This window comes from Luteibacter sp. Sphag1AF, from assembly GCF_014192715.1.
Classification (GTDB): domain Bacteria; phylum Pseudomonadota; class Gammaproteobacteria; order Xanthomonadales; family Rhodanobacteraceae; genus Luteibacter.
The window spans coordinates 110,910-126,920 of record NZ_JACHYH010000009.1; the positions used below are offsets into that span (position 1 = coordinate 110,910).

16 protein-coding genes are annotated in these 16,011 nt (G+C 62.8%); 8 read left to right on the forward strand and 8 right to left on the reverse strand.

What is annotated here, in order from left to right; all coding sequences use genetic code 11:
- Window positions 1-26: 26 nt before the first annotated feature.
- The 7 genes from metX to FHW69_RS17330 all read right to left on the reverse strand — a co-directional run bounded on the left by metX (window position 27) and on the right by FHW69_RS17330 (window position 8,196).
- Window positions 27-1,103, reverse strand: a complete 1,077-nt coding sequence (metX, locus tag FHW69_RS17300; protein ID WP_183424355.1) for a homoserine O-acetyltransferase — start codon at window positions 1,101-1,103, stop codon at window positions 27-29.
- Window positions 1,100-2,128, reverse strand: coding sequence for an NAD(P)H-binding protein (locus FHW69_RS17305; protein WP_183424356.1), 1,029 nt, complete (start codon window positions 2,126-2,128; stop codon window positions 1,100-1,102). The genes metX and FHW69_RS17305 overlap by 4 nt, the downstream gene beginning before the upstream one ends.
- A complete protein-coding gene (locus FHW69_RS17310; protein ID WP_183424357.1) occupies window positions 2,125-4,104 on the reverse strand; it encodes a ThiF family adenylyltransferase in 1,980 nt (659 codons plus the stop codon). Before FHW69_RS17310 ends, FHW69_RS17305 begins: the two co-directional genes overlap by 4 nt.
- A complete protein-coding gene (locus tag FHW69_RS17315) occupies window positions 4,095-4,901 on the reverse strand; it encodes a hypothetical protein (RefSeq protein ID WP_183424358.1) in 807 nt (268 codons plus the stop codon). Before FHW69_RS17315 ends, FHW69_RS17310 begins: the two co-directional genes overlap by 10 nt.
- A 9-nt stretch (window positions 4,902-4,910) precedes the next feature.
- A complete protein-coding gene (locus FHW69_RS17320) occupies window positions 4,911-5,849 on the reverse strand; it encodes an alpha/beta fold hydrolase (RefSeq protein WP_183424359.1) in 939 nt (312 codons plus the stop codon).
- A 23-nt stretch (window positions 5,850-5,872) separates the two neighbouring features.
- A complete protein-coding gene (locus FHW69_RS17325) occupies window positions 5,873-6,649 on the reverse strand; it encodes a hypothetical protein (RefSeq protein WP_183424360.1) in 777 nt (258 codons plus the stop codon).
- A gap of 764 nt (window positions 6,650-7,413) precedes the next feature.
- Window positions 7,414-8,196: an SDR family oxidoreductase gene (locus tag FHW69_RS17330; RefSeq protein WP_343204046.1), complete on the reverse strand. Its 783-nt coding sequence runs from the start codon at window positions 8,194-8,196 to the stop codon at window positions 7,414-7,416.
- 205 nt (window positions 8,197-8,401) lie between these two features.
- Between FHW69_RS17330 and FHW69_RS17335 the strand changes: the two genes are divergently transcribed.
- The 6 genes from FHW69_RS17335 to FHW69_RS17360 all read left to right on the forward strand — a co-directional run bounded on the left by FHW69_RS17335 (window position 8,402) and on the right by FHW69_RS17360 (window position 12,480).
- Window positions 8,402-8,584 (forward strand): hypothetical protein, encoded by a 183-nt coding sequence (locus FHW69_RS17335; RefSeq protein ID WP_183424361.1) that lies wholly within the window; start codon window positions 8,402-8,404, stop codon window positions 8,582-8,584.
- A 35-nt stretch (window positions 8,585-8,619) separates the two neighbouring features.
- On the forward strand, window positions 8,620-8,955 hold the full coding sequence (locus FHW69_RS17340) for a hypothetical protein (protein ID WP_183424362.1): 336 nt from the start codon (window positions 8,620-8,622) through the stop codon (window positions 8,953-8,955).
- 4 nt (window positions 8,956-8,959) lie between these two features.
- Window positions 8,960-9,334 (forward strand): GntR family transcriptional regulator, encoded by a 375-nt coding sequence (locus FHW69_RS17345; RefSeq protein ID WP_183424363.1) that lies wholly within the window; start codon window positions 8,960-8,962, stop codon window positions 9,332-9,334.
- Window positions 9,331-10,188 (forward strand): ABC transporter ATP-binding protein, encoded by an 858-nt coding sequence (locus tag FHW69_RS17350; RefSeq protein ID WP_183424364.1) that lies wholly within the window; start codon window positions 9,331-9,333, stop codon window positions 10,186-10,188. Before FHW69_RS17345 ends, FHW69_RS17350 begins: the two co-directional genes overlap by 4 nt.
- A complete protein-coding gene (locus FHW69_RS17355) occupies window positions 10,185-11,165 on the forward strand; it encodes an ABC-2 transporter permease (protein WP_183424365.1) in 981 nt (326 codons plus the stop codon). The genes FHW69_RS17350 and FHW69_RS17355 overlap by 4 nt, the downstream gene beginning before the upstream one ends.
- An 88-nt stretch (window positions 11,166-11,253) precedes the next feature.
- Window positions 11,254-12,480, forward strand: a complete 1,227-nt coding sequence (locus FHW69_RS17360; protein WP_183424366.1) for a serine hydrolase domain-containing protein — start codon at window positions 11,254-11,256, stop codon at window positions 12,478-12,480.
- Between the two features lie 24 nt (window positions 12,481-12,504).
- On the opposite strand, the gene FHW69_RS17365 is transcribed toward FHW69_RS17360, so the two are convergent.
- Complete coding sequence (locus FHW69_RS17365; protein ID WP_183424367.1) at window positions 12,505-13,902, reverse strand: class II fumarate hydratase; 1,398 nt, start codon at window positions 13,900-13,902, stop codon at window positions 12,505-12,507.
- Window positions 13,903-14,019: 117 nt separating this feature from the next.
- On the opposite strand from FHW69_RS17365, the gene purB reads away from it, so the two are divergent.
- On the forward strand, window positions 14,020-15,387 hold the full coding sequence (gene purB / locus FHW69_RS17370) for an adenylosuccinate lyase (protein ID WP_183424368.1): 1,368 nt from the start codon (window positions 14,020-14,022) through the stop codon (window positions 15,385-15,387).
- A gap of 334 nt (window positions 15,388-15,721) precedes the next feature.
- A partial coding sequence (locus FHW69_RS17375) for a hypothetical protein (RefSeq protein ID WP_183424369.1) occupies window positions 15,722-16,011 on the forward strand: 290 nt, incomplete at its 3' end.

The window sequence follows — 16,011 nt, forward strand, 5'->3', positions numbered from 1 at the left end:
TTTTTCATGGTGGTTCCGGGGTGCCTTCACGCCAGCGCCTCCTCGCGGGACACGCTGTCCGCAATGAAGCGCACGATGCGCAGTGAGATGTCGCGTGCGTGGGTCAGGATGCTGTCGTGGCCGTAATCGGAGTCGATCACCGCGAACTGCGCCCCCGGCGTCATGTCGGCCGTGCCACGCACTTCGTCCACAGGGAAAAGCAGGTCGTCCTGAAGCGCGACGAAGAGCACCCGCGTTCTTACCGCCGCCAGCGCGTTGCGGATGGACCCGCGACCGCGACCGACGTTGTGACTGTCCATCGCTTTGGTCAGCGTCCAGTACGCGCACGCGGAAAAGCGCCGGGTGAACTTGTTGCCGATGTGCCTCTGGTAGCTGCTGGCCCGGTAGCCGTCGCATACCTCGTCGTTTGCTTCGGCCTGGGTGGTGTTGTAAACCCGCTGGCTGCGGTAGGACATCACCGCCAGCGAACGGGCAGCAGCAAGCCCGCGCTGGCCTGCCCCTTCGTTACCCGAGCCGAACGTGCTGTCGCTTTCCATCGCCATGCGCTGGGTTTCGTTCAGCGCGACCGCCCAGGGCGACTGCCTCGCGCCGGCCCCGATGACGCAGGCATAAGCGAACAGATCCGGCGCACGGCACATCCATTCCATCAGCTGCTGACCACCGTAGGAACCGCCGATGCCCAGGTGGATGGCCTCGATGCGAAGATGCGCCCGGACCTGCTCGTGCAGTGCCACCACATCTTTCAGCGTGATGAGCGGGAAATCGGTGTGGTACGGGGAATCCGTGGCCGGGTTGATGCTGTCCGGGCCGGTCGAGCCGTAGCACGAGCCCAGCGAATTGACGCAGACGATGAAGTGTTCGTCAGCATTGATCGCCTTGCCGGGGCCAACGAATTCGGGCCACCAGTCCATGGGCTGCGCGTTGCAGGTCAATGGATGAAGAATCCAGACGACGTTGTCGCCCGATGGCGACATCTGTCCATAAGTTGAATAAGTAAGCACCACATCGTGCAGCACGCCGCCCCGTTCGCAATGAAAGGTGCCCGGCACATGCAGGGTGTGCACGCACGGTTCGGCGGTTACCACGGCCATCACGGCGCTCACGTGGAAGTCTCCGTTGCAACACCTGCCTGCGGCGCCAAAAGGCGAAACTTTCGCGCCAGATACGTGCGCGCGTCCGTCAGCGCGACGCCGTAGCTGATGGCAGAGAACCGCTTGTCCACCTCGGTGTCGCACTGTCCCAGAATCCACAGGATGGACATCTGATTGGCCAACGCCTCGGAGAACGGACGCGTCAACCACACAGCCAGCCGGAGCACTGGCACGGGAATGGCAAACACGCGGATCGGCCGCTGGTACCGCTCGGCAAACAGGCTGCCCACGTCGTGCCACGACAAGGCGCGCGGGCCGGTCACATCCAGGGTGTGGCTTTCTCCGTCGTCCCGCCCCATGGCTGCGATGGCGAAGGCAGCCACGTCGCTCAGTGCCACAAAGGCGTGGCGACGCGCAGCGCTGCCCGGCACCAGAGCAAAGCTCCAGCGATCAATCGACTCACCCAGCATGCGACGCATCCAGCGCGTCATCCCGCGCGAGCGATCCAGCGTGGCGGCCTTTTCGCCCAACAGCGGCACACGACTGCCGATAAGCGCGAAGTAGTCGTCCATGAAAGGCGCGCAGCGCAGCACGGTATGCGGCACGCCAGAGGACGCAAGCAGACCCTCCACGTGCGCCTTCATCCGGTACGTGGCCGACAGATCGACATAACGGGATTCAAAGGGAACGCACAGCGACACAAACACGATGCGGCGGACGCCAGCGGCCTTGCAGGCGTCGATCAGGTTCCGATAGCCCTGCCCCTCGTCCTGCGCAAAACTGTACTTGCCCTTCGGAAACACCACGGTCGCCGTGGCGATCACTACGTCAACGCCAGCGCAGGCGCGCGCCAGGCTCGGCGCATCGCGAAGATCACCCACGTACTGCGCCACCGCATCACCAAAAAGCCGTTTGGCCTGCGCATGCGGACGCACCAGCGCCCGAACCGCATGCGTACCCGCCGAAGCCAGCGATTCCACCAGCAGCGAACCTAGCTGCCCGGTGGCGCCGACCACAAGGACGGTAGCCGGATTCACGCCAGCACCTCGTCAGCAACGTTGTGCGCCTGCGTGGCGACGGCGTGGAAGTCCGGCGCAATGGCACAGAACGACGCGATGCTCCGACGCGGCGAGCGCGAAGCATTCAACACCTTCGCCCGGCCCACGCGCAACAGCACCACGGGACGCTCGCCGGACGTCAGCCCGAACATCGCGGCGACCGCGTCGCGTCCTTGCGGTGTGCTGATCGGGAAATCAATCGGCTGGCAGACCAGGTGCTCTGCGGTCAGCTCCAGCCACGTGCGCATGATGGCGCGGCCTACGTCGATGCGGCCCCGTGCCGTGAAGTCAGACGTCGCGATCAGGGCAAAGCTCGACGGCGAGCGAATGGTCGCCGTGGCGTTCTTCGCCATCGCGCGAGCCAGGCCCAGCGGCGACAACGCCCGACGCAGCGGAGCCAGCCTGCGCAGCAATGCCATGGCAAATGTTTCGGCGCGACCGAGGCCAAGCCCGTCGGGTGTGAACCCGGTGGGGTCGGCGTCAACCTCTTTGCGACTGAGCCGCATGAAGTCGAACAGTTCGTCCATGTACGCGCGGCTCCGGAACAGATCCAGCGCACCACGATGGCCCATGCGATACAGCGTGGCGTTGGACTGCTTCATCACCACCGCGCGCGAACGGAACGGTGCGACGAGCCGGTCGCAGCGACGCCCCACCTCATCGGCCACCGGCACATCAATGAAGCGATGGCGGTTGGACGTGCGACTCTCCAGCAGGCCGCGGGCACGCACATAACCGTCCGCTTTCAATCCATGGACGGTCAGCACGCCTGCGACATAGTCCGGCGCCAGAATGTCTTCCTGCTCCGAATGGCGAAACCCGATATCCGCCACGGATGCAGCCGCTTCGATGGCACAGCCAAGGCCATAGGCAATGGCGAAGCCTTCCGGGTCCACGGCTGGCAGCGCGCGGGAGCGGTCCCAGCCAATCTGGATCTCGCGATCATTAAGCACCGTGAAGTGCCACGGCTGACAATTGTGCGGCGACGGCGCGAGCACCATCGCCTCAATCACGCTGCGCAGCACCGGATGGGCTGCAAGCACGGCATCCACCGGGCTTACCTGAGCAACGGCCGGTGTGGCGGACGGACCTTTCTTCGCAGCAACCAGCGCATCTACAAGGCGCAGGGGTACTTTCGCGACCTGGGCAATACGGGCGAAGCGCCCGCGCATCTTCATGTGCGTGTCGAAAGCCACGATGTGCGGCACCCGCCGGCACATCAGCAATTCCAGCACGCACCGCGTACCCAGTGCGCCCATGGCCAGCACGCAGTAGGACACCTGCGGCCACGGCTGCTTCGTCACCATGCGATCGGAGATGACCGGCAGGAAGTCGGCGGGAAAGTGGGTATAGCCGAGCCAGGTAAGGCATTCGGACAGGCGGCCTTCGCGGTGCGCTTCTTCCGATGCGCGGCCGTAGAATGGCCGGGTTTTCTTCCGGCGATAGTCGAAGACGTAAAGCACCGCCTTGCCACCGAAGTCGAAGCCGGAGATCACCGGAATGCGGCGTTCGGCTGCGAGCTGGTGGACGCGATACTTCACCCACGGCGAAGACGCCGCGTCGATGGCATCGAAGATCACGCTCACACCGGTCAGCGAGGCTTCGAGATTGGCCTCGGTGAGGCCTTCGTCGTAGACCGTCGTGTCCAGATACGGATTGATGGCGTGCAGCCGCTCATCGAGCACGCGTGCCTTCGAGCGACCCACATCGGCCAGCACGCATGCCTGGCGGTTGATGTTGTGCAGGTCAAAGGACTCCGGATCGGCCAGCACCAGCGAGCCGATGCCCATGCGCACCAGAGGCTCCGCCAGGCTGGCACCCACGCTTCCGCAACCCGCGACAAGCAGGCGGCCACCGCGCAGCGCCGACTGCTCCTGCGCGCTGACGACGTCGACGTTGCGCATGACAAACTCGTCAAGACGCTCCGGACCCGGCACGGACGTGGTCAGGCCCATGCGAGCACCTTTCGCGCCGTGCCCGAGAAGCCGATGAAGCCATTGATGTTCAGGCGAACATCGTCGTCTCCACGGCTGCCATGAAACACGGCGTGCACTTTGGAGGCCGCGAACAGCAGCGTATCGCCGGCTTCCGGGTGAATGTCGATGTAGTCGACATCGTGAAGTTCGTTCAGATGAATGGGATAGCCGCCGGCAAGGATGCCGCGCTCTTCGAGCCAGCCCGGCGACGGCACGAAATCGTACAGACGTACCCTGCTCGATCCGTTGGCCGGATGGCGCGGATAGAAATTGACGGCAACCGGATGCTCCACGTCGCTGTATTCCATGCCCGAGTGACGCACCTGCGGCCAGTCGGTATGCGCCTTGAGCACCAGCTGCTCCTCGCACTCATCGGTCCAGATCGTGGCGCGGTGCGTGGGCGCGGGTACACCGTCGATATACGCGTGACGGAAACGGAAGCCGGCTTCCTCCACGCAGTCGAACAACTGGCGGTAGAGGTTGGGTGCGCCTTGAAAGAGCAATTCCGCGAAACCGTTGTTCTTCTGGTAGTCGTCGTGAATGTCCGATGCGCTTTTCAGGAAGGCATTGGTGCCCACCATGCGTCCGGCCACACCGTCGCTGCGTTCGTACAGACCCTTGCTGGCCTGGAAGTTGCGGTACACGCGGTCGCACAGCTCGTCGTTAAGCGAGCGCTTGACCAGAACGGCCGTTGTCCGGCCGGCAAGCAAACCTTCCATGTGCTCGCTGAGCGCGTTCAGCTCGGTTTCGATCAGTGCGTGATTCGGACTTCTCATTGCGGCCTTTCAGGTCGATGACGTCAGGGTGGTGTGGCTGGAAAGAACAGAACGCGGAACCTGCAAAAACTGATAGACGCGACGGGCTGCGCGACGAGGGCGCTCAAGCATCGGCATGTGCCCCACCCCATCCCAGATCTCCACATCAGCGTGTGGTACGGCCTGATGCCAGGCAGATGCCGCTTCAACGCCGATGATCCGGTCCTCGCGCCCCCAGACGATGAGGACACGCGAAGGCAGTGCGCTTGCATGGGGAGTCAACCGTTCGCTGGCTGCGTAATCGCCGTACATGCCGGCAATGCGATCGCGCTGCTGCTGGTACTGCGTGGCCATGTGCTCACGCACCCAGCCAGGCACATACGGGGGACGGGACATGATGTCGGCATAGAAGCGATTGAAATCGCGGCGCGAGGAAATCAGGAACGGGTTTTCCCCGCTATCGGCGAGTTTTTCGAGGCGACTGACCGGGGCCGATGCCAGGCCGTCGGGATCGAAAAGCACCAGTGATTCCACGCGCGCGGGATGATGCATGGCGAGCCAGGTCGCCACGAATCCGCCCATCGAATTGCCGATGAGATGGGCGCGTTCGATACCGAGTGCATCAAGCAGCGAAAGGATGCGGCGGGCCTGCGCCTCCACGCCATATCCCTGGTGCGTGCTGAACGCCGTATCGCCATGCCCCGGAAGGTCGGGGATAAGCACGCGGTAGTCCATGGCGAAGCGCCTGGCGAAACGCGCCCAGACATGCTTGTGGCCAGTGAATCCGTGAATCATCACCAGCGTGGCACGACCGCGCCGACAACTGTCGTACACACTGAGCATTGCGTCGCCCGTACGCACGGTGCGACGGTGCAGACCGAACAGGAACGCTTCCACGCGCATGCCAGCGGCGTTGAGCCAGCGGCCCGCCACGGCGCGTCGGCTCTCGACGCGCATCTTCTTTTTCATGCGGGAAACGTTCACGTCAGACATCAGAGAAACAGCATCAGCGCCAGCAGAGCCATCGGTGAAACAAGCACGAGGATCATGTTGTCCAGACCGCGCGGCGACAGTGCTTCCAATGCCGTGGCGATGGCGCCATAAGCGAGCGACACAGCGACCAGGGCGGGAGACATGCCACGTTGCACGCCCAGAAGCACCATCGCGACAGCCGCGGAAAATACGAAGACGGTGAGGCAGCCTGCTACGGATTTCGTGTTACTGCCGCCCCATACCCGATCCGTGACCTGGAAGCGGTTTCCCTTTCCGAGCAGGAAGCCGGCAGGTTCTGCCAGGCCGTCACCCAGCGCCACTGCGAAGAACGCAACTTTCACTGCCGTCATCGGATACACCAGCACCGCGCCGGCCAACGCCACGTTGAACGAAATCATCGGCAGCAGGAAGAACAGGCGTGCACGCGGCGCATCGCTGTCGCGAAGACTGTGGGCCGCAAACGCATGAATCATGGGTCGTTCGCTGTTCGCCGCGAAGACGTACATCGTCACCTGAATAAGGCTGGCGGCAAGCACGGACGGCAAAAGCTGCGCATCAGGAAGCACTGCCAGAATGGGCGCCGTGACCACCATGATGCCGATATGGTTGATCTTGCGTGTGTAGTCACGCGTCCACGCATGGCGGAACTTCAGATACGTGCAGATCCGACCAATGGCCAGCGGCCCGACCACCAGATAAAGCGCGACGCGCAGCCACTGGATGTTGTCCATCAACGACGGCGTCAATTGCATGATTGCGTTGCTCTCACGTTTCATTCCCCTGTTCCCGCCAGCGCATGGAGACAAAGCTTCGCCCTCCGCTTGTGGGGGCGGCTTCCTCGCATTCGCATGACGTTGAATCTTTTGTTTGCGCGCAGCTGTCCGACCCCGGCCGTGATGGCTGGGTGCGGCATTACGCAGAATTTGAGCAAAACTTCCCCGCTACGCCTCCCCCTCAGAAGACGCAGTCAGCCAGATAATTCGACGCGCACACTTTCGGCCGCAGCCTCATGAGCGCATGAAGACTTTCAGGCAAAACACGAGCACGCATACAGCCACGAAGGGCCATAAAGCGATGGGCAAAACGAAAACTTGGTGTATTGCACCGGTAGCAGCGACGCTTTGGCTCACAGGAAGCCATGGTCTATCCGTGCTGCATACCAGGTAGCGACTGTCGGATGCAGGAACGCAGGCGACAGGTCAATCGTCCAGATCACAGCCCCCCGGGCTGGTTACCACTCCGTAGTAAATCCCCTTGTGTCTGAAAAGCATAGATTGCCATAACAGTTAACGTCAATAATGATTTCACAAATTTTGCAAATTTTTTTTCGCGGGCACTTTCTCGCGGCGATGCAGCACGACGACCTGACTCCGGGAGAACGACCGGCCCGCTTGCCGCGCATGCATTGGATCGGTTTAGACGTCTATCCATCCGGTCGCCTTCACACGATTCGTGGCGCGACGCGCCATTGATCCTTCCTGCACAAAAAGGCCGCGCGAACGCGGCCCCTGATGGCACATCACGCATGTCGGACGATCTGTCAGATCACCGACGCACGTCCGCCGTCCATCGGCACGACGGCGCCCGTGACATAGCTGGCCAGGTCACTCGCAAGAAATAACGCCACCTGCGCGACTTCGCCAGGCTCAGCCATGCGTCCCAACGGGATCTCCGCCACCTGTTCGGCAAGCAGCTCGTCACGGCTGCGCCCGGAAGCACGTACCGCCGCCTCCAGCCCCTCTTCCACCCGACCTGTGCGGGTAAGACCCGGATTGATGACGTTGACCCGAACGCCCTTGCCCGCATACGCGCGAGCAAAGCCGACGGAGGCAAGCATCAATGCAGCGTTCGCACTGCCGCCAGCGATATGCAGCGGGTTGGCCTGCTTGCCGCCCTGGCCCACCACATTCACCACACTGCCCCGGCCGCGCTGCGCCATCGCGCGGATCGTGGGCGCCATGACGTTCATATAAGTGAAGTACTTTGCATCCAGGGCCTCCTGGAAGACGTCGTGGCTCAACTCCTCCAGCGGGTAGCGGCGTGCCGCCCCGGCGGAGTTCACCAGCACGTCAATGCCGCCCGCCGCTTCGATGGCCGTCATGGCGGCTTCGGCAGCGTGGGCATCCGTCAGGTCCACGGCCCGAACATCCATTGCATACCCTTCCCGCGCCAGCACCGCCTGGGCCTCCCGAAGGTTTGCTTCACTGCGCGAGAGACCGGTCACATGGGCGCCCTCGGCCGCGAAAGCGATGGCGCAGGCCAGCCCGATGCCCTTGCTGGCACCCGTAATGACTACCCGCTTGCCATTAAGACCTGTCTGCACGGCGCACTCCAGCTGAAGGAAAGGCCCTGATGATGCCCCTTCCATCAACGCTTTCGGGCGCTCGCGCATCCCATCGGTGACCTGGGGCCACATGGCATAGGCCATAAGTCATATGGAATTTCACAAAAATCCGCTGGACAACTCAAATCTTGGTGTTATAGTTCACTACAACACCGGTCACCCACACCACCACTGGAGTACTGACATGAAAAGCCCGAACTACATCGCACTGGCCGCTTCCTTCGCCATCGCCGCCGCCTCGCTGGGCGTCTTCCACACCACGACCACAGCCGCTGCCCCGCTGACCGAAATCAACGGCACGCACGTCACCGACCTGGCGCCGATTGTTGTCTACGCCAACGCTGAACAGAACGTCGCCTCCCTCTAATCGCAACACGCCTGAAGAAGTCATCGGAGTTCCCCATGAAAGCGCCGAACTTGATAGCTGTGACCGCCTCCCTGCTGATCGCCGGAGCCAGCGTGTTCGTCATGCGCTCCTTCGATGACCGTATTCCGACCCATGTTGCCCCGCCCGCAATGATCAATGGCGCCCGCGTCACCGATCTTGCTCCGATCATGGTCCGCCCCACCGCCGCCCAAGTGCGCGATGCGGCCCAGGCGAACGAGGCAACACTGGGCACCACGGCGGAAGCCATCCGCCGCGAAGCCGAGTCACGCACGATGGCATTGCTCAGTTCTCAGCTGGCTATGCCCTACTATTCGTTTGGCAACGTTTTGAGCCGCACGGCCAAGGAATAAATACATGTCCATTACCTGGAACGACAGCGTCCCGATCTACCGTCAGCTGCGCGAACGCGTAGTCGCGATGATCCTGGACGGCGCCTTGAACGAGGGCGACCCGCTGCCGTCGGTACGCCAGGTCGCGGGGGATTTTCAGATCAACCCCCTGACCGTATCGAAGGCGTATCAGGAACTGGTCGACGAACAACTGGTTGAAAAACGGAGGGGATTGGGCATGTTCGTCATTGATGGAGCGCGCGAAGCGCTGCTTAAGTCCGAAAGGGAGCGCTTCCTGCGCGAAGAGTGGCCGGCCCTGTTTGCGCGCCTTCAGCGCATGGGCCTGGATCTGAAAACGCTGATGCGCGAAGCCCCCGGCTCCGCGGAGGAGCAGTCATGAACGCGGTTATCACCGCCAGTGGCCTCACCAAGCGCTACAAGAATTCCCTGGCGCTCGATGGTGCCAGCTTCCAGATCGGCGCCGGCCGGATCGTCGGCCTGATTGGTCCGAACGGCGCCGGTAAAACCACCGCACTGAAGGCCATCCTCGGCCTGACCACATTCGGTGGCGAGCTGTCGGTGCTGGGGCTGGACCCCCGCAAGCAGCGCGACAAGCTCATGGAAGAGGTCTGCTTCATTGCCGACGTGGCCGTACTGCCGCGCTGGCTGAAGGTGAAGGACGCCGTGGACTTCGTGGCCAACGTGCACCCCCGGTTCGACCGTGCCAAGTGCGAAGCCTTCCTGGCCCGCACGAAGCTGCAGCCGAATCAGAAGGTCAAGCAGATGTCCAAGGGCATGATCGTGCAGTTGCATCTGGCACTGGTCATGGCCATCGACGCCCGCCTGCTGGTGCTGGACGAGCCGACGCTGGGCCTGGACATCCTGTACCGCAAGCAGTTCTACCAGAGCCTTCTGGAAGACTACTTCGACGAGAACAAGACCATCCTGGTCACCACCCACCAGGTGGAAGAGATCGAGCACATCCTCACCGACCTGATGTTCATCCGCGACGGAAAGATTGTGCTGGACACGGACATGGAAGCCCTCGGCGAACGGTTCTCCGAAGTGCTGGTGGGTGCCGAACTGGCTGCCGCCGCCCGCCAGCTCAATCCGCTGGATGAGCGCCAGGTGTTCGGCAAGAGCATCTTCCTGTTCGACAACGTGAGCCGGCCGCAGCTGGAGCAACTGGGCGAAGTGCGGCGACCGTCGATCGGCGACCTGTTCGTCGCCACCATGAAGGGAACTTACGCATGAAAACCTTCTACTGGCTCGTCAAACGCGAGTATTGGGAAAACCGGGGCGGCTTCTTCCGTGCCCCGCTGATCACGGCCATCGTGTTCCTGGTGCTGAACTTCATGGCCATCGTGCTGGGTGAAGTGCTGGGCAGAAGCCGCGGCCTCCACTTCAACACCGCATCCGATGCGATGGGCAGCTCGCTGTCCAACCCGCTGGGCAACCTGGACAACAAGGACCTGAGTCAGGTCGGCGCGGTTCTGGACATGACGCTGTACGGCTTCACCACCTTCATCGTGTGTGTGACCGCCATCGTCGTCTTCTTCTACTGCCTGGGTGCGCTGTACGACGACCGTCGTGACCGCAGCTTCCTGTTCTGGAAGTCGCTGCCGATCTCCGACACGAACACCGTGTTGTCCAAGGTAGCCAGTGCGGCGATTCTCGCTCCGGTCATCAGCGTGGTGATTGGCGTGGTGGGCGGCCTGATCCTGCTGCTGATGGGCGTCATTGCCGCCCTGTTCCACGGCATCAACGTGTGGCAGGTTCTGCTGGAAGCTCATCCGCTGCGTGTTGCCTTCAACATGGTGTGCCTGATTCCGCTGTACGCCCTCTGGGCCCTGCCGACCATTGGCTGGCTGATGCTCTGCTCTGCCTGGGCCCGCAGCAAGCCGTTCCTCTGGGCTATCGCACTTCCCCTGGGTTCGGCGGTGGTGGTGCAGTGGTTCGGCCTGATGGGTTTGTTCAACCTGCCCGCCGCGTGGTTCTGGACCAACGTCCCCGGCCGCCTGCTCATGAGTCTGATTCCCGGTGGCTGGCTTCGCGATACCTCCAGCATCGGCAACGTCGACAAGCACGACATCAGCGGCGCGCTGGACTCGGTCGGCCTCTCGTTCCACTACAGCGTGCTGGGTTCGCCCAACATCTGGATCGGTGCAGCAGTGGGTGCGGTGATGATCGGTGCAGCCATCTGGTTCCGCCGCTGGCGCGAAGAAGCCTGATCCTCAAGGCAGCAGTGACACACGGACGGCTCCCTTTGGGGAGCCGTCTTTCGATGAAAGCCCGTAAAGCACATGAAGGAGATGCACCATGTTGCGTTCCTCGCTTTTCGCCCTGGCCTGTATCGCTCTTGCCGGTTGCGCCACGCACCCGGCCACTTCCTCGCACAGCCGCCTGCGTGGCGCCGAACTGGATGCACGGGTCCGGCAGCTGATGCAGGTAGCCAACGTGCCCGGCCTCGGCGTCGCCGTCATCGAGAACGGTCGCGTAGTCAGCGTCAGGGCGTACGGCAAGCGCGACGTCGAAAAAAACCTGCCGCTTGAAACCAACACCACGATGTACGCGGCGTCACTGACCAAGGCGGCGTTCGCATACGCCACGATGTCGCTGGTGGATCAGGGTCGCCTGAATCTGGATGCATCCATTGCCACGTACCTGCCCAAGCCGCTGCCCGATTACGACAAATACGCCGACCTCAAGGGTGACCCGCGCTGGCGCCAGCTCACGCCAGCCATCCTGCTGAGCCACCGCTCGGGCTTTGCGAATTTCCGCTTCTGGCAGCCTGGCAAGGACTACGACCCGAACGGCAAGCTGCAAATCTATTTCGACCCGGGCACTCGCTTCGCGTATTCGGGCGAAGGCATCAACCTGCTGCAATTCGTGCTGGAGAACGGCCAGAACATCGACGTTGCCACGTTGATGCAGCAGCGTCTTTTCACGCCTTTCCAGATGCCCCGCACGTCCATGACCTGGCGCGACGACTTCGCCGGCAACCTGGCCATTGGCTATGACGAGAACGGCAAGGCGCTGGGCCACAAGCACCGCGAATCGGTACGTGCGGCCGGCTCGATGGATACCACCGTCAGCGACTACGCCAACCTGCTGGCTGCCATGGTGCGCGGTGACGGCCTGTCGGACGCAACCCATGCACTCTGGCTCAAGCCCGTGATCCGCATTCACGCGGTGCAGCAGTTCCCGACCATGGGAATGCCCGACTCCAACGACAACGACGCCATCGGCCTGGGATACGCGCTGGGCGTAGGCACGTTCCAGTCGCCACAGGGACCCGTGTTCTTCAAGGAAGGCCACGATGACGGCACCAACAATGTGGCGGTGTGCCTTGAGAAGCAGAAAGATTGCGTGCTGCTGATGAGCAACAGTTCAAACGGCGAGAAAATCTTCGGCGCGCTGATTGACGACGTACTGGGTGCGACCTGCTATCCGCTGTACTGGAGCAATTACATTCCTTACGACCACCCCGAATGGCGCACGGAAAAGCCGGTGATCAACGCGCACCCCGCGTGCGGGGTGCGCTGATTCGTCCAGCGACGTGGTGGCGGATCAACCGCCGCCACCACCGCCGCCATGAATGCCGCCTCGGGTCAGCGCCATGGGGTCGAGCAGATCAGCCAGCTCGCTCTTTGAAAGCCCCGTGGTTTCCAGCGCCACATCCATGATGGGGCGCTTCTCTTTATAAGCCTGCTTGGCCGTGGCCGCGCCCTTCTCGTAGCCGATGACCGGATTAAGCGCCGTGACCAGAATCGGATTCTTGTCCAGCGCTTCGCGGATGTGATCGGTATTCACGCGGAAACCCGCAATCGCCTTGTCGGCCAGCAGCGTGACCACGTTGGACAGGATCTCGATGGACTGAAGCAGGTTGTATGCAATGACGGGCAGCATCACGTTGAGCTGGAAGTTGCCCGACTGACCCGCGATGGCAATCGTGGCGTCATTGCCAATGACCTGCGCCGCCACCATCGCTGCCGCCTCAGGAATCACCGGATTGACCTTGCCCGGCATGATCGACGAACCCGGCTGCAATGCAGGCAGCTCGATTTCGCCCAGACCCGCCAGCGGGCCGGAATTCATCCAGCGCAGATCATTGGCGATCTTCATCACCGCCACGGCCAGGGCACGCAACTGGCCGGACAGCTCCACGGGCGCATCCTGCGCGGCCATGCCCGCAAAATAATTATCCGAAGCCTCGAACTTCACACCCGTAAGCCGGGACAATTCCGACGCCACCAGCGGCCCGAATTTCGGATCGGCATTGATACCCGTACCCACCGCCGTGCCGCCCTGCGGGAGGCGGCGCGTGCGCTTGAGCGTGTCGCTGATGCGTTCCGACGCGGCAGCAATCTGTGCCGACCAGCCGGAAAGCTCCTGCCCGAACGTGATGGGCATGGCGTCCATCAGATGCGTGCGGCCTGTCTTGGCCACCTTCTTCAATTCACGGGCGCGTTTGTCGATGGTCTTGCCCAGATGCTTCAGGGCAGGCAGCAGATGTTCGTGTGTTGCCAGCGTGGCGCTGACCAGAATCGCCGTGGGAATAACGTCGTTGGAGCTTTGCCCGGCATTGACGTGATCGTTGGGATGCACCTTCGCGCCCGCAGCGGCAGCCAGGTGCGCAATGACCTCGTTGGCATTCATGTTGGAACTGGTGCCCGAGCCGGTCTGGAACACGTCGATCGGGAAATGCTGGTCCACCTCACCGGAGGCCACCCGCTCCGCCGCCGCCCGAATCGCCTTCGCCTGCCCCTTCTTCAACTGCCCCAGCTTGACGTTGGCCGCCGCGGCCGCCGCCTTGATGAGGCCCAGCGCGCGGATGAACTGCCGTGGCATGGTCAGCCCGGACACGGGGAAGTTGTCGACAGCACGCTGGGTCTGCGCGCCATATAGGGCGCTGGCGGGGACTTTCAGCTCGCCCATGCTGTCGCGTTCGGTACGGTACTTGGTCATGCGGGGGACTCCGGTACTCGGGGGGGGATTTCCGTATTAAGTGGCGTTCGGGCGGCGGGAGGCAAGAGGGAGGGCTATAATTCCCGGCTTCGTCGATACCGCTTTCAGGCCCTGCCCATGTCCCACGCCACGCTGACCGCCCTCTCGCCGCTGGACGGCCGCTACGCCTCCAAGGCGGGTCCACTCCGTCCGATCTTCAGCGAATTCGGCCTCATGCACCGCCGCGTGCACGTCGAGATTCACTGGCTGCTGGCTCTGGCCGCCCAGCCTGGCATCGTGGAATTGCCGGATTTCCCGGCTGACGCCGTGGCCCGCCTGACCGCCATCACCGAAAACTTTGCCGAGGCCGACGGCGAGCGCATCAAGGCCATCGAGGCCACCACCAACCACGATGTAAAAGCCGTGGAGTACTTCATCAAGGAACGCATCGGCAACGATCCGTCCCTGGCTCAGGCGAAGGAATTCGTGCATTTCGCGTGCACCAGCGAAGACATCAACAACCTCGCCTACTCCCTGATGCTGCGCGACGCGCGCCAGGACGTGCTGCTGCCGGCGCTGGACGGTGTGATCGCCAAATTGCGCGAACTGTCCCACGCGCATGCGGGCCTGTCGCTGCTGTCGCGCACCCACGGCCAGACCGCCTCTCCCAGCACCATGGGCAAGGAACTGGCCAATGTCGTCGCCCGTCTTGAGCGCCAGCGCCGCCAACTCGTTGCCATCGACATCCCGGGCAAGATCAACGGCGCCGTGGGCAACTACAACGCACACGTCGTGTCCTACCCGGAAGTGGACTGGCCGGCGCTCGCGGAATCCTTTGTCACGAAGCTCGGCCTCACTTTCAATCCGTACACCACGCAGATCGAGCCGCACGACGGCATCGCCGAATTCGCCGATGTGCTTCGCCGCGTCAACATCATCCTGATTGACCTGGCGCGCGACATCTGGGGCTACATCTCGCTGGGCTACTTCAAGCAGGCGCTGAAGGCTGGCGAAGTCGGCTCCTCGACCATGCCGCACAAGGTCAATCCCATCGACTTTGAAAACGCCGAAGGCAACTTCGGCCTCGCCAATGCCCTGCTCGGCCACTTCGCCGAAAAGCTGCCCATCAGCCGCTGGCAGCGCGACCTCACCGACTCCACCGTGCTGCGCGCCCTGGGCACCGCCTTCGGCCACACGCTGGTTGCCGTCGAATCGCTGCAAAAGGGTCTGGGCAAGCTCAACACCAACCCCGAGCGCATCGCCGCCGATCTGGACAACAGCTGGGAAGTGCTCGCCGAAGCCGTGCAGACGGTAATGCGCCGCTACGGTCTCCCCGAGCCGTACGAACAGCTCAAGGCGCTCACCCGCGGCCAGGGCATCACGCGCGAATCCATGCGCGAATTCATCGGCGGCCTGGACATGCCCGCCGATGCGAAGCAGCGCCTGCTGGCACTGACCCCCGCGTCGTACATCGGCCTGGCTGACGTGCTGGCTGCGAAGATCTGACAGGAGTGCGTCTGCGGGCGAATGGGAGCTAACCCAGACCCCGCACCATCCACTCTCAATTAATTCCGACCACTTTTTCGGAATAATCGGATAGTTCCGCCTTGCGCGAATCGGGATGCTTCCCGCGTCGCCGAATCATCGGCGACCGGGCGTAGAAACCCGTTTTACCAAAGTACACAGGCAGTTCGCTGCCTGTGTTTTGAACATGCGCCTCTATGGTGGACGTGTCGGGCAGGCTCACGCCTGGCCGGAGTGACTTTGGTAACCGGTTTTCTACCCCGACACGTCCGCCACCCTGCAAGGCAGGGTGCGGACCTCCGGCCAAGGAACCGCCATGCACACGCCCGACCAGACGATCACCTGCCCCACCTGCCAGAGCGACGTCACCCTCACCATCGACCAGCTCCGCGACGTCGCCATCATGCGCCTCGCCGATGCGCAGGCCATCGTCGATATCTCTTCGCACGCCGTGGAGGCGGACGTAGACCCCGCAACCTCCGCACAACTCAGCATCATGCTGCGCCGACTTCTCGCCGAAGCCATGCCGCCCATTACCGGACTCTGGCGCAGCCGGATAAAACTCATGCCCGTTGAGGTGATCGACATGCTCAGAGCGGGCCCCTT